The organism is Flavonifractor sp. An112 (assembly GCF_904377885.1).
GTDB lineage: Bacteria > Bacillota > Clostridia > Oscillospirales > Oscillospiraceae > Flavonifractor > Flavonifractor avicola.
Map to the genome: position 1 here is coordinate 19,684 of NZ_CAJFGT010000031.1, position 22,000 is coordinate 41,683.

The window sequence follows — 22,000 nt, forward strand, 5'->3', positions numbered from 1 at the left end:
AGAGGTCAATCTCATGAATAAGCGTATCTCAGCCGGACTGCTCACCGGCGCACTGGCCCTCACCCTCACCGCCTGCGGCGGCGGCACCTCCGGCGCCGCCAGTTCCCCCGCCGGCAACTCCCAGACTCCCTCCGGCGGAGAACCCGCCGCCAGCGGCGAGACCTACACCGTAGGCATCTGCCAGCAGATGACCCACGATGCGCTGGACGCCGCCACCCAGGGCTTCAAGGACGCCCTCAATGAGAAGCTGCCCGGCCAGGTGACCTTTGAGGAGCAGGACGCCGGCGGCGAATACGCCAACTGCGGCACTATTATGGACGGCTTTGTGGCCGATCAGGTGGACCTGATTCTTGCCAACGCCACCTATCCCCTCCAGGCCGCCGCCTCTGCCACCGCCGACATTCCCATTCTGGGCACCTCGGTGACCGACTACGCCACCGCCCTCTCCATCACCGACTGGACCGGCACCGTGGGCGGCAACATCTCCGGCACCTCCGACCTGGCTCCCCTGGACCAGCAGGCCGCCATGCTCAATGAGCTCTTCCCCGACGCCCAGAACGTAGGCCTGCTCTACTGCTCCGGCGAGCCCAATTCGGTCTATCAGGTACAGACCATCCAGGGCTATCTGGAGGATATGGGCTACACCTGCACCCAGTATGCCTTCACCGACGTCAACGACCTGTCCTCCGTGACCCAGACCGCCTGTGACAGTTCCGACGTGATCTACATCCCCACCGATAACACCGCCGCCGCCAACACTGAGACCATCGCCAACGTGGTTCTCCCCGCCGGCGTGCCGGTGATCGCCGGTGAGTCCGGTATCTGCTCCGGCTGCGGCGTGGCCACCCTGTCCATCAGCTACTACGACATCGGCTACAAGACCGGTGAGATGGCCGCCCAGATCCTGACCGGCGAGGCGGACATCTCCACCATGCCCATCGAGTACGCCCCCACCGTGACCAAGATGTACAACGCCGCCAACTGCGAGACTCTGGGGCTGACCATGCCTGAGGACTACGAGCCCATCGCCTGAACACCCACGCCCGGACAAAAGAGCGGAGAAGGGACTTCCCTTCTCCGCCCTTTTCCGGTATGCGATGCAAGATTTTAATCATTTGGAGGCAGAATCATGGACTTCCTGTTCTCATTTTTCAACTCTCTGCCCGGCGCCTTCGGCCAGGGACTGGCCTGGGGCATCATGGCCATCGGGGTGTATATCACCTTCCGCATCCTGGATATTGCCGACCTGACGGTGGACGGCTCCCTGGCCACCGGCGGCGCGGTGGCGGCCCTGTTTATCAGCCAGGGCTGGAACCCCTGGCTGGCCCTGCTGATGGCCGTCATCGCCGGAATGCTGGCGGGACTGATTACCGGCCTGCTCCACACCGCCTGCGGCATCCCCGCTATTCTGGCCGGTATCCTGACCCAGCTGGCCCTCTACTCCATTAACCTGCGCATCATGGCTCTCTGGAGCGACGCCAAGACCAAGGCCACCCTGGCCCTCAGCGTGGACAAGCAGGATTTGCTGGTCTCCTCCCGCTACATCCGGGAGCTTGACCTGACCAATCCCCTGTTCCTGCTGGCCATCTTTACGGTGGTGCTCATTGCCGTGCTCTACTGGTTCTTCGGCACGGAGCTGGGCTGCGCCCTGCGGGCCACCGGCGCCAATCAGGCCATGGCCCGGGCCCAGGGCATCAACACCAGCTGGTGCAAGGTACTGGGTCTGGTGGTGTCCAACGGCCTTGTGGCCCTGTCCGGCGCTCTGCTGGCCCAGTATCAGGGCAGCTCCACCGTGGATATGGGCCGTGGCGCCATCGTCATCGGCCTGGCCGCCGTCATCATCGGCGAGGTGCTGCTGGGCAAGGTGTTCCGAAACTTCGCCCTGAAGCTGCTCTCCGCCGTCATCGGCTCCATCATCTACTACATCGTGCTCCAGTTCGTGCTGCGCCTGGGCCTGGAGTCCACCGACCTGAAGCTGCTCTCCGCCGTGGTGGTGGCCCTGTTCCTCAGCATCCCCTACTGGAAGGGCAAGTACTTCACCAAGACGGTTCGAAAGGAGGCGGCGCGCAATGCTTGAGGTGCGTAATCTCTACAAGACCTTCAATGCCGGCACCATCAACGAAAAGCGGGCCATGAACGGCCTGTCCCTCACGCTAGAGGACGGGGACTTCGTTACCGTCATCGGCGGCAACGGCGCAGGCAAATCCACCCTGCTCAATCTGGTAGCCGGTGTCTTCCCTCCCGACAGCGGCACCATCTCCATTGACGGCCAGAATGTGACCAAGCTGCCCGAGCACAAGCGGGCCAAATTCATCGGCCGGGTCTTTCAGGACCCCATGATGGGTACCGCCGCCACCATGGGCATTGAGGAAAATCTGGCGCTGGCCTTCCGCCGGGGCCAGGGCCGGGGACTGCGCTACGGCATCACCAACGCCGAGCGCAAGCAGTACCGGGAGAAGCTGGCCATCCTGGGCCTGGGGCTGGAGGACCGGCTCACCAGCAAGGTGGGCCTGCTCTCAGGCGGCCAGCGGCAGGCCCTCACCCTGCTGATGGCCACCCTGAAAAAGCCCAAGCTGCTGCTGCTGGACGAGCATACCGCCGCCCTGGACCCCAAGACGGCGGCCAAGGTGCTGGAGACCACCGAGCGGATCGTCCGCCGGGACAAGCTCACCACCCTGATGATCACCCACAATATGCGGGATGCCATTGCCCACGGCAACCGGCTCATCATGATGGACAGCGGCCAGATCGTGGCGGACATCCGGGGGGAGGAGAAGCAGAATCTCACCGTTCAGGACCTGCTGGACAAATTCCATGTGGAGAATGACCGGATGCTCCTCAGCGAATAGGACAAACGAATCAAAAATGCCTGGGTACCTTGGTACCCAGGCATTTTTACTTACAGGCTCTGTATGCCCTTCTCCCGCTCATAGATGATACGCAGGCCGTCCAGCACCAGCTGGGGGTCCACCACGTCGATGAGGTCGGTGTTGTCCGCCACCATCCGGGCCAGGCCGCCGGTGGCGATCACCTTCACATCCGGTTCTCCCATTTCTTTTTTGGCCTGGCGGATCAGATACTCGATAGCCCCGATGTAGCCCATGACAGCCCCTGCCTGGATCTGGCCCACGGCGGTGGTACCCAGCACGGTGGCCGGTTTCACCAGCTCCACCCGGGGCAGCAAAGCAGTCTTTTGGAACAACCCGTCGATAGATACCCGTACCCCGGCGGTGATACAGCCGCCCAGGTACACCCCGTCCCGACTCACCGCGTCCAGGGTAGTGGCGGTGCCGAAGTCCAGCACAATCAGAGGTTTCCCGTATTTGGCCATGGCAGCGATGTCGGCCGCCGCCCGGTCGGGACCCAACCGCTCCTCACTGGCACAGGGCACATAGGGAAGCCGGGGGTCCAGTCCGTCATCCAACACCAGAGGGGTCTTGCCCACATACTTTTTCATGGCGTTGGTGAGGGTGTGCATCACCTGGGGCACCACCGAGCCGATCACCACATCCTCGATCTGGTCTAGCTCCAGGCCGAAGCGCTGGAAATACTGGCACACCAGCAGCCCCAGCTCATCAGAGGTGCGGTCGCTGTCCGTCATGGTGCGGAAGCTGCCCTTCAGCTCCGCCCCCTCATAGATGCCGAACACCATATTGGTGTTGCCCACGTCCACCGCAAGCAGCATAGCCATCCTTCCCTTCTCTTATAAATGACTGAGGTAACACACCGCGCCGCCATCCTCCAGGACAGCCACAGCGTAGGTGTGAGGTCCAAAGGTACCAACCGAACCGGGATTCACGATCCACATCCCGTTTTCAAACTCGCAGAAGGCCTCGTGGGTGTGGCCAAAGCACAGCAGATGGGCCCCTGCTTCCCTGGCCGCCCGCACCGCCATTCCCATACCCATCTTCACATGGTAGATGTGGCCGTGGGTCATCAGAATCTTACAGCCCTCCAGGGTAAAAACCCGCTCCTCCGGCAGGTCGGGCCGTCGTCCGTCGCAGTTGCCGGGGACGTAGGTTACCGGGATGTTCGGGAACTTGGCGGCCAGGTCCTCGGCGTCCCGGGCCAAATCCCCCAGGTGGAGGATGCGATCAGGGCTCTTCAGCCGCACAATATCCTCCATGTTGGCCACATTGCCATGGGAATCAGAAAAAATCAGCAGTTTCATACAATCACCTTCTCAAGGGCGGTACATATAATGAAGTGAACGCCACTATATATTAGGGATGGAGTTGATGATATGGGTCAGAACAAAACCGATCCCACCGCCGCCCTGGAGCACAACCGGGCCCTGCTGGAGCAGGTGATCCACTCCCCGGACGCCCAGCGGCTGATGGAATTGCTCAATCAAAATGCCGGCGGCAAGCTGAAAACCGCCGCCGCATCCGCCGCTCTGGGGGATACCAAAGATCTGCTGGCCATGGTGCGCCAGGTGATGCAGAACCCAGAGGGCGCCAAACTGGTGGAACGGCTCAATCAAACCGCTCCCAAACAGGACTGATTTTACGCCAAGGAGGGATGGCCCGTGGCCCAGTTGGAAGAACAACTCAACCAGATCCTGGGCAATCCCCAAGCCATGGAACAGATCATGTCCCTGGCCCAGTCCCTCTCGGGCAAGCAGGAGGAGCAGGCATCCGAACAGCCCGCGGCAGAACCGGAGTCTGAACCGGCCGACCAGCCGCCGGCAGAGAGCGACGCTCCCTCCCCCCTGTCCGCCCTGGACGGGCTGGACCCCAGGCTGCTGCGGATGGGGATGGGGCTTTTGTCGGAGTATTCCGCCCAGGACGATAAAAAGACCGCCCTGCTGGCCGCACTCAAGCCCTTTCTCAAGCCGGAGCGGCAGGAAAAGATGGATCAGGCCGTCCGCATCGCCCGGCTTACCCGGGTGATCCGGACAGCGCTGCGGATGTTCCGTGACCGCGGAGAGGAGGAGGACGATGTATAACCGCTACATCCCCAACGGCACCTCCTATACCAGGATACCCCAGGAGGATGCCCCCTCTCCCCCGCCCCGGGAAGAGAAGCGCCCCCCAAAGGCGGGGGGCAAAAAGAAAGCAGGCGCGCTGGGTGAGCTGCTGAAAAGCCTGAAGCTGGACAGTCTGGACACCGGGGATGTGCTGCTTCTGCTCATCCTGCTCTTTCTCTTTCTGGAGGGGGACGACATGGAACTGGTCATCACCCTGGCTCTGGTGCTGCTGTTGGGACTCAATTAACTCAGGTCGTGGAGCACCGTACCATCGGGCAGCACAAAGGATGCGTTTTCCGGCACGGGCCGGTCCACCGAAAAGGCGCTCATCCGATAAATCAGCTGACCTTCCAGCCTGGTTTCCGCACAGGAGAGCAAGCCGCTGTCCGTGGAGATCCAGTATCGCTCTACATAACCCTGACTGTCAGGCACGGTCTCCACAAAGATGCAGGAGACGCCCTCCTTATCCTCATAGCCGGCATCGGCAATATCCGACTGCTTCAGCTTGAGCACATCCTCATAGGTGGGGATACGCTGACCTTCCAGATCGGCGGAGTCCTCATCCGCCGCCCCGGTAAGCACCCGGCTATTCCCCTCGTACCAGAGCCAGAACTGATCATCCCCTACAATGGAATAGCGGACGGTACCTCCGGGCAGCGTGGCAGTGGTGTGGGTCCAGCCATCATCCACCCACACGGTAGCGTGGGTAACACCGCTCTGGCCCTCTCCCCAGAAATCCTCAATGGTCACATTCCGTCCGTAACTCTCCGGCCGAGTCAGGGTGTGCTCCACCACATACTGTACTGTCTCAGTGGTGATCTCCACCCGCACATACTCCTCCTCCCCTGCCGGCTCCTGGGACTGGCTGGCCGCCGGGGTAGGAAGCTGGATTTTGGCGGTATCAGGCGCAAAAAGGCCGAGCCCAAAGCTGGAGAGCATGGCGACAGTAATGACGATGCCGATGAGCACCACCAGGATATTCCGATTGCGCCGTTCCATGCCGCTCCCTCCTCAGGCTCGACCAAGGGATCTGATCTATTCACAAACTTGCTTAAACGCCGAACTCCTCCGGCTTATCACTTCTCAGGCCGAACTGCCACTCGATAGCATCCACAATTCTGCGGCAGGCAAAGCCGTCGCCGTAGGGGTTGACTGCGTGGGCCATTTCATGGTAGGCCTTCTCGTCGGTCAGCAGCTCAGAAGCCATACGGAAGATGGTCTCCTCCTCAGTACCGGCGATCTTGACGGTACCGGCTTCCACGGCCTCGGGCCGCTCAGTCTCCCGCCGCAGGACAAGCACAGGCCGTCCCAGGGCCGGGGCCTCCTCCTGCAAGCCGCCGGAGTCGGTCATCACCAAATAGGACCGGGCCATCAGGTTGTGCATCTCCTCCACATCCAGAGGATCGATGAGGTGGATGCGCTGGTGGCCGGACAGGTACTTGGCCGCCGCCTCCCGCACCACGGGAGACAGGTGGACCGGATACACCAGTTCCACATCCTCAAAGGACTCCGCCACCCGGCGGAGGGCGGTCATGATATTGGCCATGGGCTGGCCGTAATTCTCCCGCCGGTGACAGGTGACCAGAATGATTTTTTTGTGCTCATAGTCCAGCTGGTTGAGCAGCTCAGTCGAAAAGTGATAATCCTTTACAACCGTTGTCTTAAGGGCGTCAATGACGGTATTGCCGGTGATAAACACCCCGTCGGTGATGTCCTCCCGGGCCAGATTGGCCACGTTACTCTTCGTGGGACAGAAATGCAGGTCGGCAATGTCGCCCACCAGCTTCCGGTTCATCTCCTCCGGGAAGGGGGAGTACTTGTCCCACGTCCGCAGGCCGGCCTCCACATGGCCCACCTTGACCTGATGGTAGAAGGCGGCCAGAGCACCGGCAAAGGTGGTGGAGGTGTCGCCGTGAACCAGCACCAGATCGGGCTTGGCCTGCTCCAGCACCTCCTCCATGCCCAGCAGGCACTTGGTGGTGATGGTGGACAGAGTCTGTCGGGGCTCCATGATATTCAGGTCATAGTCCGGCTTCAGATGGAAGATGTCCAGCACGGAGTCCAGCATCTGGCGGTGCTGGGCAGTGACGCAGCAGATGGAGGTGATGCCCGGACGGTTTTGAAGCTCCTGCACCAGGGGGGCCATTTTAATGGCCTCCGGCCGGGTGCCGAAGATGGTCATAACACGGATCTCTTTCATTTCTGCTCCTCCTCCGGACTTTCTTCCGGCTGCTCCTCAGATGCTTTTCCCTTCTCCATATCCTTCCGGTTATTGCTCAGGAAGATATGTCCGGCAATGGCGCCGGCAAAACACAGGGCCATCAGCAGCAGCATGGCCTTCACCGGTCCGCTGGTGGTGAGCACCACGGCGGACAGACCCAGAATACCGCTGATGATATAGAGCACCGCCACCGCCTGCTTCTGGTTGAAGCCCATATCGATGAGCCGGTGATGCACATGGCTGCGGTCAGCGTGCATGGGACTCTGGCCGTGGGCAATGCGGCGGATGAAGGCAAAACAGGTGTCGAAGATGGGCAGGCCCAGCATCAGGAAGGGCACGGCAAAGGAGATAATGGTATAGAACTTGAACAGGCCGTTGACCGACACCACCGCCAGGATATAGCCCAGGAAGGTGGAGCCGGTGTCGCCCATGAAGATCTTGGCGGGGTTCATGTTGTAGGGCAAAAAGCCGATACACCCGCCGGCCAGAGCGGCCATAAGCAGGGCCACGTCGCCCTCGCTGACCACCAGGGCGATGACCAGCAGCGTCATGGAGCTGATGGTGGAGACACCGCAGGCCAGGCCGTCCAGGCCGTCGATCAGGTTGACGGCGTTGGTGATGGCAACGATCCACAGCACCGTCACCGGGATGGACAGCCAGCCCAGGTCCCAGTACAGATTGGAAGAGAAGACGTTGGGATTGGACAGGGTCTCGATGACATTGCCCGAGAGCACCGCCACCAGGGCGGCGCCGATCTGGATCAGAAACTTCAGCTTGGCGCCCAGAGCATAGATATCGTCAAAAATACCCAGCACCACGATGATGGTGGCGCCCAGCAGCATTCCCCGCATCTGGGCGTTCAGATCCAGGAAGAGCAGTACGCTGAGCAGGAAGCCCAGGTAAATGGCAAGGCCTCCCATCCGGGGAATAGGATGATCGTGCATCCGGCGGTTGTCCTTGGGTACGTCCACCGCGCCCACCTTAAAGGCCAGGCTCTTGACCACCGGCGTGGCAATCAGCGCCACCAGAAAGGCCACCACCAGAGCGGCCGCCACCATCCCCAGCAGGGGAAGCTCGGAATTGATTGGCATAGGAAAGATGCTCCTTTATCTCTCAGCGGGGGATGAAGCCCACTTTTTTATGGACCTTACGCAGGGTCCGCTGGGCCACCGAGGCGGCCTTCTCTGCGCCGGCGCGGTACAGGCCCTCCAGATAGGCCTTGTCGCCCAGCAGGCGCACCGTCTCCTCCCGGACAGGCCGGAGCAGTTCCACCACGGCCGCACCCACAGCGGGCTTGAAGGCGCCGTAGCCCTTGCCCTCAAACTCCACCTCGATCTGCTCATAGGTCTTGCCGGTAACGGCGGCATAGATGTCGATGAGGGTGGCCACGCCGGGCTTGTTGGCACGGTCATAGCGGACACAGTTTTCCGTGTCGCTGTCGGTGATCGCACGCTTGAACTTGCGCATAATATCGTCGGGGCTGTCCATCAGGTAGACGCAGCCCTCGGGGATGGACTTGCTCATCTTGCTGTCGGGCTGGTTCAGGCTCATGACCCGGGCGCCCACCTTGGGGATATAGGCGTCAGGCATGGTGAACACATCGCCGTAGATGCCGTTGAAGCGCTGGACAATGTTGCGGGTGAGCTCCACGTGCTGCTTCTGGTCCTCCCCCACCGGCACCAGGTCGGCCTGATAGAGCATGATATCAGCGGCCATCAGGGAGGGGTAGGTGAACAGGCCGGCGTTGACGTTGTCGGCGTGCTTGGCGGACTTGTCCTTGAACTGGGTCATGCGGGACAGCTCACCGAACATGGTGTAGCAGTTGAGCACCCAGGCCAGCTCGGCATGGGCGGGGACGTGGGACTGGATGAACAGGATGGACTTCTCCGGGTCGATGCCGCAGGCCACCAGCTGGGCAAAGAGCTCGATGGTCTGGCGGCGGAGGGCGGCGGGGTCCTGCCGCACGGTAATGGCGTGCTCATCCACCACACAGTAGACACAGTTATATTCGTCCTGCAGGGCTACCCAGTTGCGCAGGGCTCCCAGATAGTTGCCCAGGTGGAGGGCGCCGCTGGGCTGGATGCCGCTGAAGATGACTTTCTTATTCGTTTCCATAACAGGTTCACACCCTTGTCAAGAGATTTCTGCATAGTTGACGATATAATACCACATTTCCCGGCGGTTGACAAGAATAACAGGGCCGCACTATTGACAATTCTAGGGCTGAAACGGTAGAATAAAGGTTACGATTTGACACCCGTCACCCGGGTATTTTGTTCAACGGAGGGATCTGTATGGATCTGAACTGGTTTGAGGAACTGGAGGGCCGCATCCCCCACGACGGCGTGCGCACCCGTTTCGCCCCTTCCCCCACGGGCTATATGCACGTCGGCAACCTGCGTACCGCCCTGTACACCTGGCTCATCGCCCGTCACAACGGCGGTAAATTCATTCTCCGCATCGAGGACACCGACCAGGGCCGTCTGGTGGAGGGCGCCACCGACGTCATCTACAACACCCTGCGCAAGTGCGGCCTGACCTGGGACGAGGGTCCCGATCTGGGCGGCCCTGTGGGCCCCTACATCCAGACCCAGCGCCGTGACCTGTACGGCAAGTTTGCCGAGCTGCTGGTGGAGAAGGGCCACGCCTACTACTGCTTCTGTGAAAAGACCGAATCCGAGGAGGACTCCGGCGATTTTGACCGGGCCGCCGATCCCTGCCGGGATCTGGACCCGGAGGTTGCCAAGGCCCGGGTGGCCGCCGGCGAGCCCTACGTCATCCGCCAGCGCATCCCTGCTGAGGGCACCACCACCTTCTCCGACGCTGTGTTCGGCGATATCACCGTGGAGAACAAGACCCTGGACGACCAGGTGCTCATGAAGCGGGACGGTCTGCCCACCTATAACTTTGCCAACGTTATCGACGACCATCTCATGGGCATCACCCATGTGGTACGCGGCTCCGAGTACCTGTCCTCCGCCCCCAAGTACAACCTGCTGTACGAGGGCTTCGGCTGGGAGGTGCCCACCTATATCCACTGCTCCCCCGTTATGCGTGACCAGCACAACAAGATGAGCAAGCGCAAGGGTGACCCCTCCTACGAGGACCTCATCGCCATGGGCTACCTGTCCGAGGCAGTGGTGAACTACGTCACCCTGCTGGGTTGGTCCCCCAAGGGCGAGTATGCTGAGCGGGAGTTCTTCACCCTCAGCGAGTTGGCTGATGTGTTCGACATCGGCGGTATCTCCAAGTCCCCCGCCATCTTTGACATCGAAAAGCTGAAATACTTCAACGCCAACTATCTCCGCGCCCTCTCCCCCGAGGCCTTCTATGAGGGTGCCGAGCCCTACCTGAAGGAAGCCGTCAAGACCGAGGGCATTGACCTGAAGCTCATCGCTCCCCTGGTGCAGCCCCGGTGCGACACCTGGCTGGACATCGCTCCTCAGGTGGACTTCTTCGACGCCCTGCCCGAGTACTCCAATGAGCTTTACTGCCACAAGAAGATGAAGACCAACGAGGAGAACTCCCTGGAGGCCCTGGAGCAGGTGCTGCCCGTGCTGGAGAATCTGCCCGAGTGGACCTACGACGCCATCCACGACGCCCTCATCGGCCTGGCTCAGAAGCTGGAGCTGAAGAACGGCCGCATCATGTGGCCGGTGCGTACCGCCCTGTCTGGTAAGGCGGTCACCCCCGGCGGCGCGGTAGAGCTGTGCCACATTCTGGGCAAGGAGGAGACCCTCCGCCGCATCAAGCTGGGTATGGCTCAGCTGGCAAAATAAGTGTCACATAGTATGCCCCCTTTTCCCCATACTAGAGGAAAAGGGGGCGTTTTTATGTCAAAACAAAAGATTCGGGTGCTGGCTGTCAGCTTTCTGGCGGCGGCCTTCGCCATCACCGCCGGCTTTGCCATCCAGGGCCACGCCCAGGCCAGGCAGTACCGGCGGCTGCTGGACAACGGCTACCGCCATGCCTTCGCCGAGCTGACCACCGCCACGGGGGAACTGGAGGTGGCCCTGACCAAAATGAGCCACGCCACCTCCCCCGCCCTGTTCGCCTCCCTGTGCACCCAGGCCTACTCCAAGGCTCAGGCCGCCCAGGCTGCTCTGGGCGAGCTGCCCTACGGCAATGTGGAGCTGGAGCAGACTGCCGCCTTCCTGGCCCGGGCGGGTGATTACGCCATGGCCCTGGCCCAGGGGACCTCAGCGGAGCTGGTATGCACCGACGAGCACCGAGACGCCCTGTTCCAGCTGTCCGAGGCGGCCGGCGAACTCTCCCTCACCCTGGAGACCCTCCAGGCCCAGCTCACCGCCGGGGCCATCCGGCCGGAGGAACTGGCGGAGGCCCAGGACCGGCTGGCGGCCAGCGACGGCCAGGAGCAGGTCAGCGGCGGCTCCGCCTTCCAGAGCGTGGAGGCCGACTTCCCCGAGGTGCCCACTCTGATCTACGACGGCCCCTTCTCGGAGCATCTGGATGGACGCACCCCCAGGATGCTGGAGGGCCTGCCCCAGGTCACCGAGGCGGAGGCCCGTGAGGCGGCGGCAGCCTTCCTGGGGCTGCGGCCCGAGGTGTTCACCCTCACCGCCAAGTCTGAGGGCAGCCTGCCCGCCTACGGCTTCACCGCCCTGGTGGACGGCGGACAGCTCTATATCCAGGTCACCTGTCAGGGCGGACAGATCCTGGAGGTATTCTCCTCCCGTACCGCCGGAGAGCCGGTGCTCAGCCGGACGGAGGGCTGTGAAAAAGCCGCCGCCTTCCTGGCGGAAAAAGGCTACGCCAATATGGCCCCCAGCTATTTCATAGAGCAGGACGGAGTGCTGGCAATCAACTTTGCCCCGGTGGAGAACGGCGTCTACTGCTACCCCGATCTGGTGAAGGTGTCGGTGGACCTGGACACCGGCGAGGTGGTGGGCTTTGAGGCGGCGGGCTACCTGACCCACCACGGCAGCCGGGACCTGTCCTCCCCCGCCGTGGACGCCCAGACCGCCCAGGCCCTGGTGGACGACTCCCTCACCGTTCTCTCCCACCAGTTGGCTCTCATCCCCACCGGCGGCGAATACGAGGTATTATGCCACGAATTCAAGTGCCAGGCCCAGGACGGCACCCATGTTCTCATCTACGTCAACGCCCAAACCGGCAAGCAGCAGCACATTCTCCTTCTTCTGGAGGCCGAAAACGGCACCTTGGTTCTATGATAAAAGCCACAGCAGGCGTACAGTTGTATGCCTGCTGTGGCTTTTTTTGCGGAAATTGGTAGAACCAAAAGTTTGGAACGAATAGTTTCTTCTTCATGGATTGACAAAGAATTAACAATGTGCCATAATAGGGGCCGTAAGATCGTTAAACATTTAACGATCAAAATTTAATGAGACATACGGAGGTATTTACCATGTCCCGTTTTACCCTTCCCAGAGACATCTATTACGGCCCCAACGCCCTGGAAAATCTGAAGAATCTGAAGGGCACCCGCGCGGTACTGGTGCTGGGCGGCGGCTCCATGAAGCGCTTCGGCTTTGTGGACAAGGCGGTTGCCTATCTGAAGGAAGCCGGTATTGAGACCAAGCTCATCGAGAACGTGGAGCCCGATCCCTCTGTGGAGACCGTCATGAGCGGCGCTGCCGTGATGCGGGAATTCCAGCCCGACTGGATCATCTCCATGGGCGGCGGCTCCCCCATCGACGCCGCCAAGGCAATGTGGGCCTTCTATGAATACCCCGAGACCACCTTTGAGGATCTGATCACCCCCTTCTCCTTCCCCGAGCTGCGTCAGAAAGCCAAGTTCTGCGCCATCCCCTCTACCTCCGGCACTGCCACCGAGGTCACCGCCTTCTCCGTCATCACCGACTATCAGAAGGGCATCAAGTATCCTCTGGCCGACTTCAACATCACCCCCGACGTGGCCATCATCGACCCCGCTCTGGCCGAAACCATGCCCCCCAAGCTGGTGGCTCACACCGGCATGGACGCTCTGACTCACGCCATCGAGGCCTATGTGTCCACCCTGCACACCGTCTTTACCGATCCTCTGGCCCTGAAGGCCATTGACATTGTGAACCATGATCTCATCAAGTCCTACAACGGCGACATGACTTGCCGTGAGGAGATGCACTACGGTCAGTGCCTGGCCGGTATGGCTTTCTCCAACGCTCTGCTGGGCATCGTTCACTCCATGGCCCACAAGACCGGCGCCGCCTTCTCCACCGGCCACATCACCCATGGCCTGGCCAACGCCATGTACCTGCCCTACGTCATCGCCTACAACGCGAAAGCGCCCGGCGTGGCGGAGCGCTATGCTGACATCGCGAAGACCATGGGCATCACCGGCACCGTGGAGGAGTGCGTGGAGGGCCTGCGTGCCAAGATCCGCTCCATGAACGACGCCATGGGCATCCCCAACACCCTGAAGGACTTCGGCATCATCGAGGACGAGTTCAAGGAGAAGCTGACCGCCATCGCCACCAACGCGGTGGGCGACGCCTGCACCGGCTCCAACCCCCGTCCCATCGATCCCGAGACCATGGCCAAGCTCTTCACCTGCATCTACTACGGTGAAGAAGTCAACTTCTGATCTCCCACAAACCCTTACCCATACATACAAGAGGAGCGCAGCTGTCGGGCTGCGCTCCTCTTGTATGTTATCTTTTTGATCAGACGCGAAAGACAACCCTGACGGTTTATCTCCGCGCTAAGTGCCGCCACCTTGTGGCGGTTGCGCTTCGAATCGCCCTGCGGGGCAGTCTTTCACACTATCTTTCCCTCCGAAATCTGGGCCATACAGGTTTTGGGGCAGTCTCATAAAGATAGGAGGAGCGCAGTCCGGCGACTGCGCTCCTCTTGTTTGATTTGATTACAGCTCTTTGACATAGAAATAGTGGCCGTAGCTGCCGGTCCCCTGCTCTACCGCACCGAAGCGGTGGTAGCCCATCTTCTCATAGAAGCGGGGGGCCTGAAAGCCGAAGGTATTCAGCTCCAGCCGCTTGGCGCCCTGCCGGGCTGCGTTCTCCTCCAGCTGCTCCAGGATGCAGGCTCCCAGACCGGCGCCCCGGTGGTCCTCTGCCATCCACAGCACATCCAGCATGGCCAGCTCCCCCATCCGGAAGGCATCGCAGCCGCCGATGATCCGCCCGGCCTGGTCGGCAACCACCAGGGACAGATCCGCCGTATCCGGCACAAACTTCCGGTTATAGGCCCGCAGTCCGGCGTGGATGGCCTCACCGGCCCTCTCGTCGGCGGGACGGATTACAAACTGCTCCATTCCCATCACTCCATATCAAAGGGGGGCATATCCCGGCTCTGGGGAATGGCATCCCCCTCAAACTCCAGCTCGTCGGGCACCGGCTCCGGCGCACTGCCGGCCATGTCCTGCTTGAACTGCATCTCCTGCCACTGTTCCTTACTGATGAGTACCTGCCGGGGCTTGGAGCCCTCAAAGGGTCCAACGACCCCCTTCTCCTCCATCTGATCCACCAGACGGGCGGCGCGGGAGTAGCCCAGCTTGAGCCGCCGCTGGAGCATGGACACACTGGCCATGCCGGTCTCCACCACCACTTCGATGGCGGCGGGAAGCAGCTCGTCGTAGTCGTCTCCCACATCCTCGGGTGCGGAGCCGCCCACGCCCTTGGAGCCCTTTTCCTTCTCGGCGGCGTGCTTTTCGATGTCGTGCATAATCTCCTGATCGTACTCGGCCCCGCCGCTGTTCTGCTTGATGAAGCCCACCACGGCGGCCACCTCCTCATCGGAGATCAGGCAGCCCTGAACACGCTGGGGCTTCCCGGAGCCCAGGGGGAAATACAGCATATCGCCCCGGCCCACCAGCTTTTCCGCGCCGGTGGTATCAAGAATAATACGGGACTCCAGAGAGGAGGCCACGGCGAAGGCGATACGGCTGGGGATGTTGGCCTTCATCAGGCCGGTGATCACGTCGGCAGAGGGCCGCTGGGTGGCGATGATGAGGTGCATACCGGCGGCACGGCCCATCTGGGCAACCCGGCAGATGGATTCCTCCACCTCCTTGGCGGCCACCAGCATCAGGTCGGCCAGCTCGTCGATGACCACCACGATCTGGGGCATCTTCTCCATGTCGTCGGTCTTGGCGGCGTGGGCATTGTAGGAGGCCAGGTCCCGGACGCCGATCTCGGAGAACGCCCGGTATCGCTTCATCATCTCCACCACCGCCCATTGGAGAGCGCCGGCGGCCTTCTTGGGGTCGGTAACCACCGGGATGAGCAGATGAGGAATGCCGTTGTAGATGCCCAGCTCCACCATCTTTGGGTCCACCATGATGAGGCGGACCTCCTCCGGGGTGGCCTTGTACAGCAGGGAGATAATGAGGGAGTTGGTACACACCGACTTACCGGAGCCAGTGGTACCGGCGATCAGCAGGTGGGGCAGCTTGGCGATGTTGCCCACAATATTGTTGCCGCCGATGTCCTTGCCCACGGCAAAGGATACCTTGGAGGGGTTGTCCCGGAATTCCCGGGAGTCGATGACGTCATGGATGTACACCGGGGACACCAAGCGGTTGGGTACCTCGATGCCCACCATGGAGATTTGGTTGGGGATGGGGGCGATACGCACGCCGGTGGCGCCCAGAGCCAGAGCGATGTCGTCGGCCAGGTTGGTCAGCTTGTTGAGCCGCACGCCCTGATCCAGCTCCAGCTCATACCGGGTCACCGAGGGGCCCCGGGTCACGTTGGAGATGCTGGCGTCGATGCCGAAGGAACGGATGGTGTCGGACAGACGGGCCTGATTGACCCGCAGCTCCCCCGCCACATCGGAGCTGGATACCCCCTCCCCTTCCGTCAACAGCGAGACAGGGGGATACTGGTAAGCCACAGGCTCTTCCTCCAGGCTTCGGGCAATGTCCTGGGCCACCTCGGCGGCAACCTGGGCGGTCTCCTCCTTCTGGCGGGCCTTGGCGGAGGTGGGGGGCACGGCGGGCTCCCGCACGATCTCAGGCACAGGCTGAGTCTCCGGAATGGGTTCCGGCTCCGGCTGGACCACAGGCTGGGGCTGGACGGCCTCTTGCCGGATCTCCGCCGGAGCGGCAAAGGGCAGGGCCTCCTCCTCCGGCGCCTCCGTCTGGGCCTGGGTAGTGCCGGTCAGCACCTGGTCGGGGGTGGGCACCGAAGGCTTGCGGTTGAAGAAGCGCTCCTTCTTCTCAATGGGCTTGGGCTCCCGCTTCTTGCCCACCAGGGGACCGTCGTCCACCGGGATGTCGATCTGGGGCTGCTGTCTGCGGCCCTCCCGGACAGGTTCCGGCTCACGCTCGGCTTTCTTCCGGCGGGGACGGGGCTCGGGGATCTCCTCCTCCTCGTACTCCGGACGGCTGCGAAGCCTGTCCACCACATCGGTGGGAGAAATATGGAAGCACACCATAACCAGGATCACAGCCAGCAGCACAAAAATGATACCGGCGCCGATCTTGCTGAACACAGCCGTGAGACCCAGTGCAATCACACCGCTGATCACACCGCCGCTGGCCAAAGCCTCGCCCTGTTTCCAGAGCAGTTCCGGCAGCTTCATATCCCAGGCATAGGCAGCCTGGGCCAGCAGCAGGTGGAAGAAGCCGCCTGCCAGCACCGGCAGCAGCAGAGCGCACCACACCCGAAGCCGCACCGGGCGGCCCCGATGGAAGGCCAGAATACCGCTGGCCACCAACAGCATGGGAGGCAGCAGCAGATAGCCGTAGCCGATGAGGCCCTTGACCAGTCCGCAGAAGAAGTCGATGAAGATGGCCTGGATGTGGAAATAGCCCAGCGCAGCGAAGATGGCCAGCAGCAAACACACCACGGCCCCCACCTCCCGCCGGACCGGGCGGGGGGCGGGCTTTTTGCGGCTGGATGTGGTGCGGGAAGAGGAGGACCGGCTGGAAGAGGCAGTCCGCTTCCCTCCGGTGCTTTTCTTCTTTGCGGTGGCCATGGTATCAGATCCTTTCAGGGTCGGGTTTCCCGCCCACAGGTGGGCGGTGCCGATTTACATCATAACGGTTTTCACAATGCCGGCGATGAGGCTGCCCAGGCCCACCGCCCAGCAGTAGTAGGCGAACTTGCCGAACTTGCCCTTGTCGGACAGGCTCTTGACCAACCGAATGGCGAAATAGCCTACCACGGCAGCCACCGCCACACCCACCAGGTACATGGGCAGTTCAGAGGTTACAAAGCCGCTCTCCGCCGCGTCCTTCAGTTCCAAAATATTGGCGCCCACAATGGCGGGCATGGACATGAGGAAGGAAAAGCGGACGGCAAAGGCCCGGTCAAAGCCCCGCAGCATACCCACGGAGATGGTGGTACCGGAGCGGGACAGGCCGGGGATCACCGCCAGCGCCTGGCCGCAGCCCACGATGAGAGCGTCCACCACGGTGGCGTTCTTGGCGGTCTTGCGACCATGAGCCAGCCGGTCAGAGAAAAAAAGGATAAAGCCGGTGGCCAGCAGCGCAATGGACACCATAATGGAACTGGCAAACAGAGCGTTTACCGCATCCTGGAGCAGCACCATTATAAACAGGGGCAGAGTGGCGATGATGATGAGCATTACCATCCGCCGGGCAGGGGGTGGAGGTGTACCGGTGTCCTTCCCTGCCAGGGCGGCAATACCCAGGAAGAATTCCCGGATCATCTCCGCCACATCCTTCCAATAGACCACCAGCACCGAGAGCAGGGTACCGAAGTGGAGCATCACCGTAAACATCATGTACTTCTCTTCTACGTTCTCCATACCGAAGAACTGCTGGAACAGGGCCAGGTGGCCGGAGCTGGAGATGGGCAGAAACTCCGCCACACCCTGGATGATCCCCATGAGGATGGCCATCAAATAGCTCAAAACGACTTCCTCCATTCACGATTTTTGGGAATCAAAACCCGTTTGAAAATGAGTTCGTCCCCGGTACATCGCCCCTGTACGCGGTATACTGCGTCAGGGCGGTTAGTTTTTATCATATCATATCCGGCGGAGTTTTTCCATCCTTTTTCCCACCAGTTGAAAAAATTGCGGAATTTACCGCTATGCTGTACACTGCCCTGGCGCAGAAGAATGCTCTGCCTCAGGCACCCGAAGGTGTGGAGGAGCCCCTCTTTGCTGACGTGGAAGGCACTTGGGCCGCCAACTACATCCATCAGGCCGCCCAACTGGGTCTGGTGGCTGGCACCGATGAAAACACCTTTGCCCCTGACCGCCCCATTACCCGGCAGGAGATGATGACCATCATCGACCGTTGCCTGGACCTGCCCGACGAAAACGGCCTGGGCTTTGCCGATGACGGCGACATTGCCTTCTGGGCCCTGGAAGCCGCTGCCCGCACCTCCGCCGCCGGGCTGTTCCAGGGCGGCAGCGGCAATGCTCTGATGCCGTTGGCCGCCTCCACCCGGGCCGAGGCCGCCACTGTGCTCAGCCGTGTGGTTGAGACGCTGGAACAATAAAGGAGAATGGGTATGATGAGACGCGCTGCCGCTCTGCTGTGCGCCCTGGCACCGCTGGCCGGTCTGGCCGCCTGCGGCGCCCCACAGCCGGAACCTTCCTCAACGCCTCCTTCACCCTCGCCCTCCCCCACGCAGACTCCCATCCCCTCGACCACTCCGGAGCCTTCTCCCACCCCCAGCGCGGAGCCCACACCGCCCCCCACCCCAACCGTACCTGTGTGGGATGAGGACCATACCCTGGACCGGAGCGTCCCCAAGCTGACCGGCGGGCTGGAGCTGCCGGTCTACGGCGCCACCGGCTATGCCGCGGTAGAACAGGGCCTGTGGGCCGCCATTCCCGCGCCCACACCTACCCCCACAGCCACCCCCTCCCCCACGCCTGTTGTGACGCCTTCTCCCACACCTGCTCCAACACCTGCCCTCTCCGCTGAACCGGAGCCCTCTGGTTCTTCCGCACCAGAGCCGGCCCTTTCGGAGACACCAGCCGCGGAGCCGTCCGTCTCGCCCACTCCGGAAGCCAGTCCCCTGCCCTCCCCTGTTCAGGCCCAGGCCACGACTCAGCTTTCTGAGGCCCAGCCCGCCGCCGATCCCTACGCCGGGGCCGCCGCGGTGCTCCCCGCCGGTGCTTCCTTTACCATCCTGGGGGAAAAGGGAAACTGGTGGAAGGTGTCCTCTGGCTACGGAACCGGCTGGGTAGACCATCGCCTGTGCATGATCAATCTGCCCGACGTGGTCCCTTCTATCGTATATGACGCCACCAACGCTTATGCCTCCCGGTACACCAGCTCGGGTAAAGATATCCCCGGTATCACCGGCCAGGCCCTCTACCAGGGCAAGGTGTATAACCCCCGCTTTGATGAGGAGCAGTTCCTCATGCCGGTGCTCTACGCCACCGCCAAAAAGATCTGTGCCGCCCAGCAAAAGGCCCTGGCCCAGGGCAACAGTCTGAAGCTATACGAGGCCTACCGGCCTTATGCCACCCAGCGGGCGGTGGTCAAGACCCTGACCGCTCTGGCAGAGAAGGACCCGGAGGTGAAGGCGGGCATCACCACAAAGCCCTGGTCCATGACCTACTTCATCAACACCGGCTACTCCAATCACCAGAAGGGTTTTGCGGTGGATGTAAGCCTGGTGAAGGTATTCCGCACCGAGACCCGTACCACCGGCGGCCATACCTATCTGGTACCGGTGGACTATCAGGAGTACGAAATGCCAACCCCCATCCATGAACTGAGCATGGCGGCGGCCTCCACCACCGGTCCCGGCGAAACAACCCTGGCTTCCACCATGAATGACCCGGCTCTGGCCCTGCGGAGTTATTTCCGCAAGGCGGGCATGACGCCCCTGGAGTCGGAGTGGTGGCATTTCAACGACTACGCCGCCCGCACTCTGGCGGGAGGACGCACCTCCACCGGCGGCTTTGAGATCACCCGCTGCCGCAGCACCACACCTGGATAAAGAGAGAGGCAGGACATTTCGTCCTGCCTCTCTCTTTGATCTGATCTAGTTTTTGACACCGGAACCGCCACAGCCGCTGCACAGCCTCTGGCCGGTTCCGCCGCAGTAGGTACACTTCTGAGGGGTCTCGATCCCCATGACGGAGATAGACTGCCCCTGACCGGTGCCTCTGCAATAGGGGCAGGTCACCATTCCGTCTCCGCCGCAGACGGCGCAGGGCTCAGAGCCCACGGCGGAGCCGCCGCTGCCGGAACTGCTGCCGCCGGAGGTACTGGTACCGTTGTTGAATATCTCTTTCACGTTGCTGCCGTTACTGTCCATAATATAGATGGAGGTAGCGCCCCAGGAGCTGGACCCGGCAGTAAAGCCGCTCTGGCTCTCAAGAAAGACCACCTTGGAGTCGTTGTTGGCCAGGCATCTGCACTGGTAGCTGCCCTGATAGAGCACCTCCTGGAGGTCGGTGCTGCGGTTGACCCGCACCACCTTGGTCTGGCTGTGACCATACTGCCAATCCGCCGTCCAGGTATAGACGTTGGCCTGCCGGAAACCATTCTCGGCAGCGTTGTAGCTGCTCTCGCTGACACTCTGACGGACGCCGGTGGAGGCGTTGTGGAAGTAATAGGCGCCGTCGTCATCAAAGTAGATGCCCGAGCCGTCCGCTGCGCAGAAGAGATCGCTCCCCACGTTGTCATATAGAGTCCGGCTGGCGCCGGTGGCCGGATCGGCCTCAATGATGGAGTGGGACCAGGCGGCATTGGAATAGAAGTAGTCGCTGAGATAGATCTTGCCGCCCGCAGCCGTCATATTGATGTAATTGGACAGCCCATCGTTGTGGTAGAGCTGCCTGCTGCTGCCGGTGTTCAGGTCCACGGCGTACACCGAGTTCTCGTTCTCGCCGGTGACTACCAGATAGTCCCGGTAAATCATCATCTGCGCGATCTCCAGTTTCCCGTCCTGATTGAATACGATGGACCGGGCACCGGTGGCGGGATCGATGCGGTAGACGGCCTGATTGCTGCCGCTCCCATGGTAGTAGACCTTCCCATCGTAAGGAATGATCTCAGCGGGATAGACCGCCGCGTTGAAGGAGGTGACAGAGACACCGTCATACCGGTAGAGCGTGGTCTGCCCCCCGAAGGAGAAGTAGAGGATGTCCCCGTCAAACACCGCCCTGCTCCGAACCTCCTTGTAGGTGATGTCCTTGTACACCCGGTTTTCACCGGCGGCAGCCGACTGACCGCCGGAGGTGATAACCACCCGGTTGTTGGCCCCGTCCCACTGCACGTCGCAGTCCAACGACTCGGACACCGCCCGGACGGGCACCAGGGTCCGGCCGTTTAGGGCGAAGGGGGCCACGTCCAGCTGGAAGTACTGGGCCTGACCGCCGCCCACCTGCTTGGCCAGCACGTTTTTGCCCAGCTGCAGCACCACCAGGGTGTCCCCCCGTTGAGCGGCCACCCCCTGCTGCTCGGGATACCACTCCACCTGGGCGCCCAGCTTCTCGAAGATGGCCCGGAAGGGCACCAGCACCCGCCCGTTCTGGGCGACGGGCGGCTGATCGAAGGTCAGCTTCGCCCCATCCACATACACGGAGATCTCGCTGCCCGCCGCCTGGGCAGCGCCCCCGGCGGGCACAAAGGCCGCCGTCAACAGCAGCACAGAGAGCATCAGGGACAAGAATCTGCGTCTTTTCATGGGATCCACTCCATTTCCATTTTTATTTTTGTTGGAAGTAGTATACCATATTTATCCTTGTATATCAACCCATGCCAGTTCTTTTTTGCCGTCCGGGCAAGCAAATAGGGAGCGCCCGGCCTGATGGCCGGGCGCTCCCTATTTGCTTTTTACTTACTGAGCTTCGTAAACCGCCTTCATGCCCTTGTAGGTCATATAGCAGTCCAGCTTGGACACGGTCTCGAAGGGGGCGTGCATGGAGAG

Annotated in this window: 21 protein-coding genes; 11 read left to right on the forward strand and 10 right to left on the reverse strand. The window is 61.6% G+C overall.

The annotated features are described in order from the left end of the window. Window positions 1-13: 13 nt before the first annotated feature. The 3 genes from IHN22_RS06400 to IHN22_RS06410 all read left to right on the forward strand — a co-directional run bounded on the left by IHN22_RS06400 (window position 14) and on the right by IHN22_RS06410 (window position 2,849). Window positions 14-1,033, forward strand: coding sequence for an ABC transporter substrate-binding protein (locus IHN22_RS06400; protein WP_087388976.1), 1,020 nt, complete (start codon window positions 14-16; stop codon window positions 1,031-1,033). Between the two features lie 96 nt (window positions 1,034-1,129). Continuing rightward, a complete protein-coding gene (locus IHN22_RS06405; RefSeq protein ID WP_191434221.1) occupies window positions 1,130-2,077 on the forward strand; it encodes an ABC transporter permease in 948 nt (315 codons plus the stop codon). Then, the gene (locus tag IHN22_RS06410) at window positions 2,070-2,849 is read left to right on the forward strand and encodes an ABC transporter ATP-binding protein (RefSeq protein ID WP_191434223.1); all 780 of its coding nucleotides are present in this window, start codon (window positions 2,070-2,072) and stop codon (window positions 2,847-2,849) included. The genes IHN22_RS06405 and IHN22_RS06410 overlap by 8 nt, the downstream gene beginning before the upstream one ends. A 50-nt stretch (window positions 2,850-2,899) precedes the next feature. On the opposite strand, the gene IHN22_RS06415 is transcribed toward IHN22_RS06410, so the two are convergent. Together IHN22_RS06415 and IHN22_RS06420 are read right to left on the reverse strand one after the other, a co-directional pair. Beyond that, window positions 2,900-3,691, reverse strand: a complete 792-nt coding sequence (locus IHN22_RS06415; protein ID WP_300985746.1) for a type III pantothenate kinase — start codon at window positions 3,689-3,691, stop codon at window positions 2,900-2,902. A gap of 12 nt (window positions 3,692-3,703) precedes the next feature. Further along, a complete protein-coding gene (locus tag IHN22_RS06420; RefSeq protein ID WP_191434224.1) occupies window positions 3,704-4,171 on the reverse strand; it encodes a metallophosphoesterase family protein in 468 nt (155 codons plus the stop codon). A 72-nt stretch (window positions 4,172-4,243) separates the two neighbouring features. On the opposite strand from IHN22_RS06420, the gene IHN22_RS06425 reads away from it, so the two are divergent. Genes IHN22_RS06425 through IHN22_RS06435 form a run of 3 tightly spaced genes read left to right on the forward strand, consistent with a single transcriptional unit; the run spans window position 4,244 to window position 5,216 of the window. Further along, complete coding sequence (locus IHN22_RS06425) at window positions 4,244-4,504, forward strand: hypothetical protein (RefSeq protein ID WP_087187878.1); 261 nt, start codon at window positions 4,244-4,246, stop codon at window positions 4,502-4,504. Window positions 4,505-4,528: 24 nt separating this feature from the next. Continuing rightward, a complete protein-coding gene (locus IHN22_RS06430) occupies window positions 4,529-4,948 on the forward strand; it encodes a hypothetical protein (protein WP_191434226.1) in 420 nt (139 codons plus the stop codon). Then, window positions 4,941-5,216: a hypothetical protein gene (locus tag IHN22_RS06435; protein ID WP_087187876.1), complete on the forward strand. Its 276-nt coding sequence runs from the start codon at window positions 4,941-4,943 to the stop codon at window positions 5,214-5,216. The genes IHN22_RS06430 and IHN22_RS06435 overlap by 8 nt, the downstream gene beginning before the upstream one ends. Here the strand turns inward: IHN22_RS06435 and IHN22_RS06440 are convergent. Genes IHN22_RS06440 through trpS form a run of 4 tightly spaced genes read right to left on the reverse strand, consistent with a single transcriptional unit; the run spans window position 5,213 to window position 9,305 of the window. Further along, the gene (locus IHN22_RS06440) at window positions 5,213-5,968 is read right to left on the reverse strand and encodes a hypothetical protein (protein ID WP_191434228.1); all 756 of its coding nucleotides are present in this window, start codon (window positions 5,966-5,968) and stop codon (window positions 5,213-5,215) included. The two genes, IHN22_RS06435 and IHN22_RS06440, sit on opposite strands and share 4 nt — an antisense overlap. Before the next feature lie 52 nt (window positions 5,969-6,020). Next, entirely contained in the window at window positions 6,021-7,169 is a 1,149-nt protein-coding gene (gene wecB, locus IHN22_RS06445; RefSeq protein ID WP_191434230.1) for a non-hydrolyzing UDP-N-acetylglucosamine 2-epimerase, read from the reverse strand. After that, the gene (locus tag IHN22_RS06450) at window positions 7,166-8,281 is read right to left on the reverse strand and encodes an MraY family glycosyltransferase (protein ID WP_087187873.1); all 1,116 of its coding nucleotides are present in this window, start codon (window positions 8,279-8,281) and stop codon (window positions 7,166-7,168) included. Before IHN22_RS06450 ends, wecB begins: the two co-directional genes overlap by 4 nt. A 22-nt stretch (window positions 8,282-8,303) precedes the next feature. Continuing rightward, complete coding sequence (gene trpS, locus IHN22_RS06455; RefSeq protein ID WP_087388972.1) at window positions 8,304-9,305, reverse strand: tryptophan--tRNA ligase; 1,002 nt, start codon at window positions 9,303-9,305, stop codon at window positions 8,304-8,306. A gap of 179 nt (window positions 9,306-9,484) precedes the next feature. Between trpS and gltX the strand changes: the two genes are divergently transcribed. The 3 genes from gltX to IHN22_RS06470 all read left to right on the forward strand — a co-directional run bounded on the left by gltX (window position 9,485) and on the right by IHN22_RS06470 (window position 13,755). After that, window positions 9,485-10,969 carry a glutamate--tRNA ligase gene (gltX, locus tag IHN22_RS06460; RefSeq protein WP_087268464.1) on the forward strand — a complete coding sequence of 495 codons (1,485 nt, stop codon included), beginning with the start codon at window positions 9,485-9,487 and terminating at the stop codon, window positions 10,967-10,969. 54 nt (window positions 10,970-11,023) lie between these two features. Continuing rightward, complete coding sequence (locus IHN22_RS06465) at window positions 11,024-12,382, forward strand: PepSY1/2 domain-containing protein (protein ID WP_191434231.1); 1,359 nt, start codon at window positions 11,024-11,026, stop codon at window positions 12,380-12,382. A gap of 194 nt (window positions 12,383-12,576) precedes the next feature. Further along, on the forward strand, window positions 12,577-13,755 hold the full coding sequence (locus IHN22_RS06470) for an iron-containing alcohol dehydrogenase (protein WP_087187869.1): 1,179 nt from the start codon (window positions 12,577-12,579) through the stop codon (window positions 13,753-13,755). A gap of 279 nt (window positions 13,756-14,034) precedes the next feature. On the opposite strand, the gene IHN22_RS06475 is transcribed toward IHN22_RS06470, so the two are convergent. Genes IHN22_RS06475 through IHN22_RS06485 form a run of 3 tightly spaced genes read right to left on the reverse strand, consistent with a single transcriptional unit; the run spans window position 14,035 to window position 18,008 of the window. After that, window positions 14,035-14,442 (reverse strand): GNAT family N-acetyltransferase, encoded by a 408-nt coding sequence (locus tag IHN22_RS06475; RefSeq protein WP_191434233.1) that lies wholly within the window; start codon window positions 14,440-14,442, stop codon window positions 14,035-14,037. A gap of 5 nt (window positions 14,443-14,447) precedes the next feature. Then, window positions 14,448-17,108 carry a DNA translocase FtsK gene (locus tag IHN22_RS06480; RefSeq protein WP_191434235.1) on the reverse strand — a complete coding sequence of 887 codons (2,661 nt, stop codon included), beginning with the start codon at window positions 17,106-17,108 and terminating at the stop codon, window positions 14,448-14,450. A 54-nt stretch (window positions 17,109-17,162) separates the two neighbouring features. Then, window positions 17,163-18,008: an undecaprenyl-diphosphate phosphatase gene (locus tag IHN22_RS06485; RefSeq protein WP_300985759.1), complete on the reverse strand. Its 846-nt coding sequence runs from the start codon at window positions 18,006-18,008 to the stop codon at window positions 17,163-17,165. Between the two features lie 182 nt (window positions 18,009-18,190). Between IHN22_RS06485 and IHN22_RS06490 the strand changes: the two genes are divergently transcribed. Continuing rightward, entirely contained in the window at window positions 18,191-18,604 is a 414-nt protein-coding gene (locus IHN22_RS06490; RefSeq protein ID WP_191434237.1) for an S-layer homology domain-containing protein, read from the forward strand. A 12-nt stretch (window positions 18,605-18,616) separates the two neighbouring features. After that, the gene (locus IHN22_RS06495; protein ID WP_191434239.1) at window positions 18,617-20,062 is read left to right on the forward strand and encodes an SH3 domain-containing protein; all 1,446 of its coding nucleotides are present in this window, start codon (window positions 18,617-18,619) and stop codon (window positions 20,060-20,062) included. A 45-nt stretch (window positions 20,063-20,107) separates the two neighbouring features. Here IHN22_RS06495 and IHN22_RS06500 read toward each other — a convergent pair whose 3' ends face one another. Further along, window positions 20,108-21,757, reverse strand: a complete 1,650-nt coding sequence (locus tag IHN22_RS06500; RefSeq protein WP_191434241.1) for a stalk domain-containing protein — start codon at window positions 21,755-21,757, stop codon at window positions 20,108-20,110. Window positions 21,758-22,000: the final 243 nt, after the last annotated feature.

Bases quoted from the DNA above. Each gene is read 5' to 3' on its own strand.
- IHN22_RS06400 (WP_087388976.1), top strand. From the start codon at position 14: ATGAATAAGCGTATCTCAGCCGGACTGCTCACCGGCGCACTGGCCCTC.
- IHN22_RS06405 (WP_191434221.1), top strand. From the start codon at position 1,130: ATGGACTTCCTGTTCTCATTTTTCAACTCTCTGCCCGGCGCCTTCGGC.
- IHN22_RS06410 (WP_191434223.1), top strand. From the start codon at position 2,070: ATGCTTGAGGTGCGTAATCTCTACAAGACCTTCAATGCCGGCACCATC.
- IHN22_RS06415 (WP_300985746.1), bottom strand. From the start codon at position 3,691: ATGGCTATGCTGCTTGCGGTGGACGTGGGCAACACCAATATGGTGTTC.
- IHN22_RS06420 (WP_191434224.1), bottom strand. From the start codon at position 4,171: ATGAAACTGCTGATTTTTTCTGATTCCCATGGCAATGTGGCCAACATG.
- IHN22_RS06425 (WP_087187878.1), top strand. From the start codon at position 4,244: ATGGGTCAGAACAAAACCGATCCCACCGCCGCCCTGGAGCACAACCGG.
- IHN22_RS06435 (WP_087187876.1), top strand. From the start codon at position 4,941: ATGTATAACCGCTACATCCCCAACGGCACCTCCTATACCAGGATACCC.
- IHN22_RS06440 (WP_191434228.1), bottom strand. From the start codon at position 5,968: ATGGAACGGCGCAATCGGAATATCCTGGTGGTGCTCATCGGCATCGTC.
- wecB (WP_191434230.1), bottom strand. From the start codon at position 7,169: ATGAAAGAGATCCGTGTTATGACCATCTTCGGCACCCGGCCGGAGGCC.
- IHN22_RS06450 (WP_087187873.1), bottom strand. From the start codon at position 8,281: ATGCCAATCAATTCCGAGCTTCCCCTGCTGGGGATGGTGGCGGCCGCT.
- trpS (WP_087388972.1), bottom strand. From the start codon at position 9,305: ATGGAAACGAATAAGAAAGTCATCTTCAGCGGCATCCAGCCCAGCGGC.
- gltX (WP_087268464.1), top strand. From the start codon at position 9,485: ATGGATCTGAACTGGTTTGAGGAACTGGAGGGCCGCATCCCCCACGAC.
- IHN22_RS06465 (WP_191434231.1), top strand. From the start codon at position 11,024: ATGTCAAAACAAAAGATTCGGGTGCTGGCTGTCAGCTTTCTGGCGGCG.
- IHN22_RS06470 (WP_087187869.1), top strand. From the start codon at position 12,577: ATGTCCCGTTTTACCCTTCCCAGAGACATCTATTACGGCCCCAACGCC.
- IHN22_RS06475 (WP_191434233.1), bottom strand. From the start codon at position 14,442: ATGGAGCAGTTTGTAATCCGTCCCGCCGACGAGAGGGCCGGTGAGGCC.
- IHN22_RS06480 (WP_191434235.1), bottom strand. From the start codon at position 17,108: ATGGCCACCGCAAAGAAGAAAAGCACCGGAGGGAAGCGGACTGCCTCT.
- IHN22_RS06490 (WP_191434237.1), top strand. From the start codon at position 18,191: ATGCTGTACACTGCCCTGGCGCAGAAGAATGCTCTGCCTCAGGCACCC.
- IHN22_RS06495 (WP_191434239.1), top strand. From the start codon at position 18,617: ATGATGAGACGCGCTGCCGCTCTGCTGTGCGCCCTGGCACCGCTGGCC.
- IHN22_RS06500 (WP_191434241.1), bottom strand. From the start codon at position 21,757: ATGAAAAGACGCAGATTCTTGTCCCTGATGCTCTCTGTGCTGCTGTTG.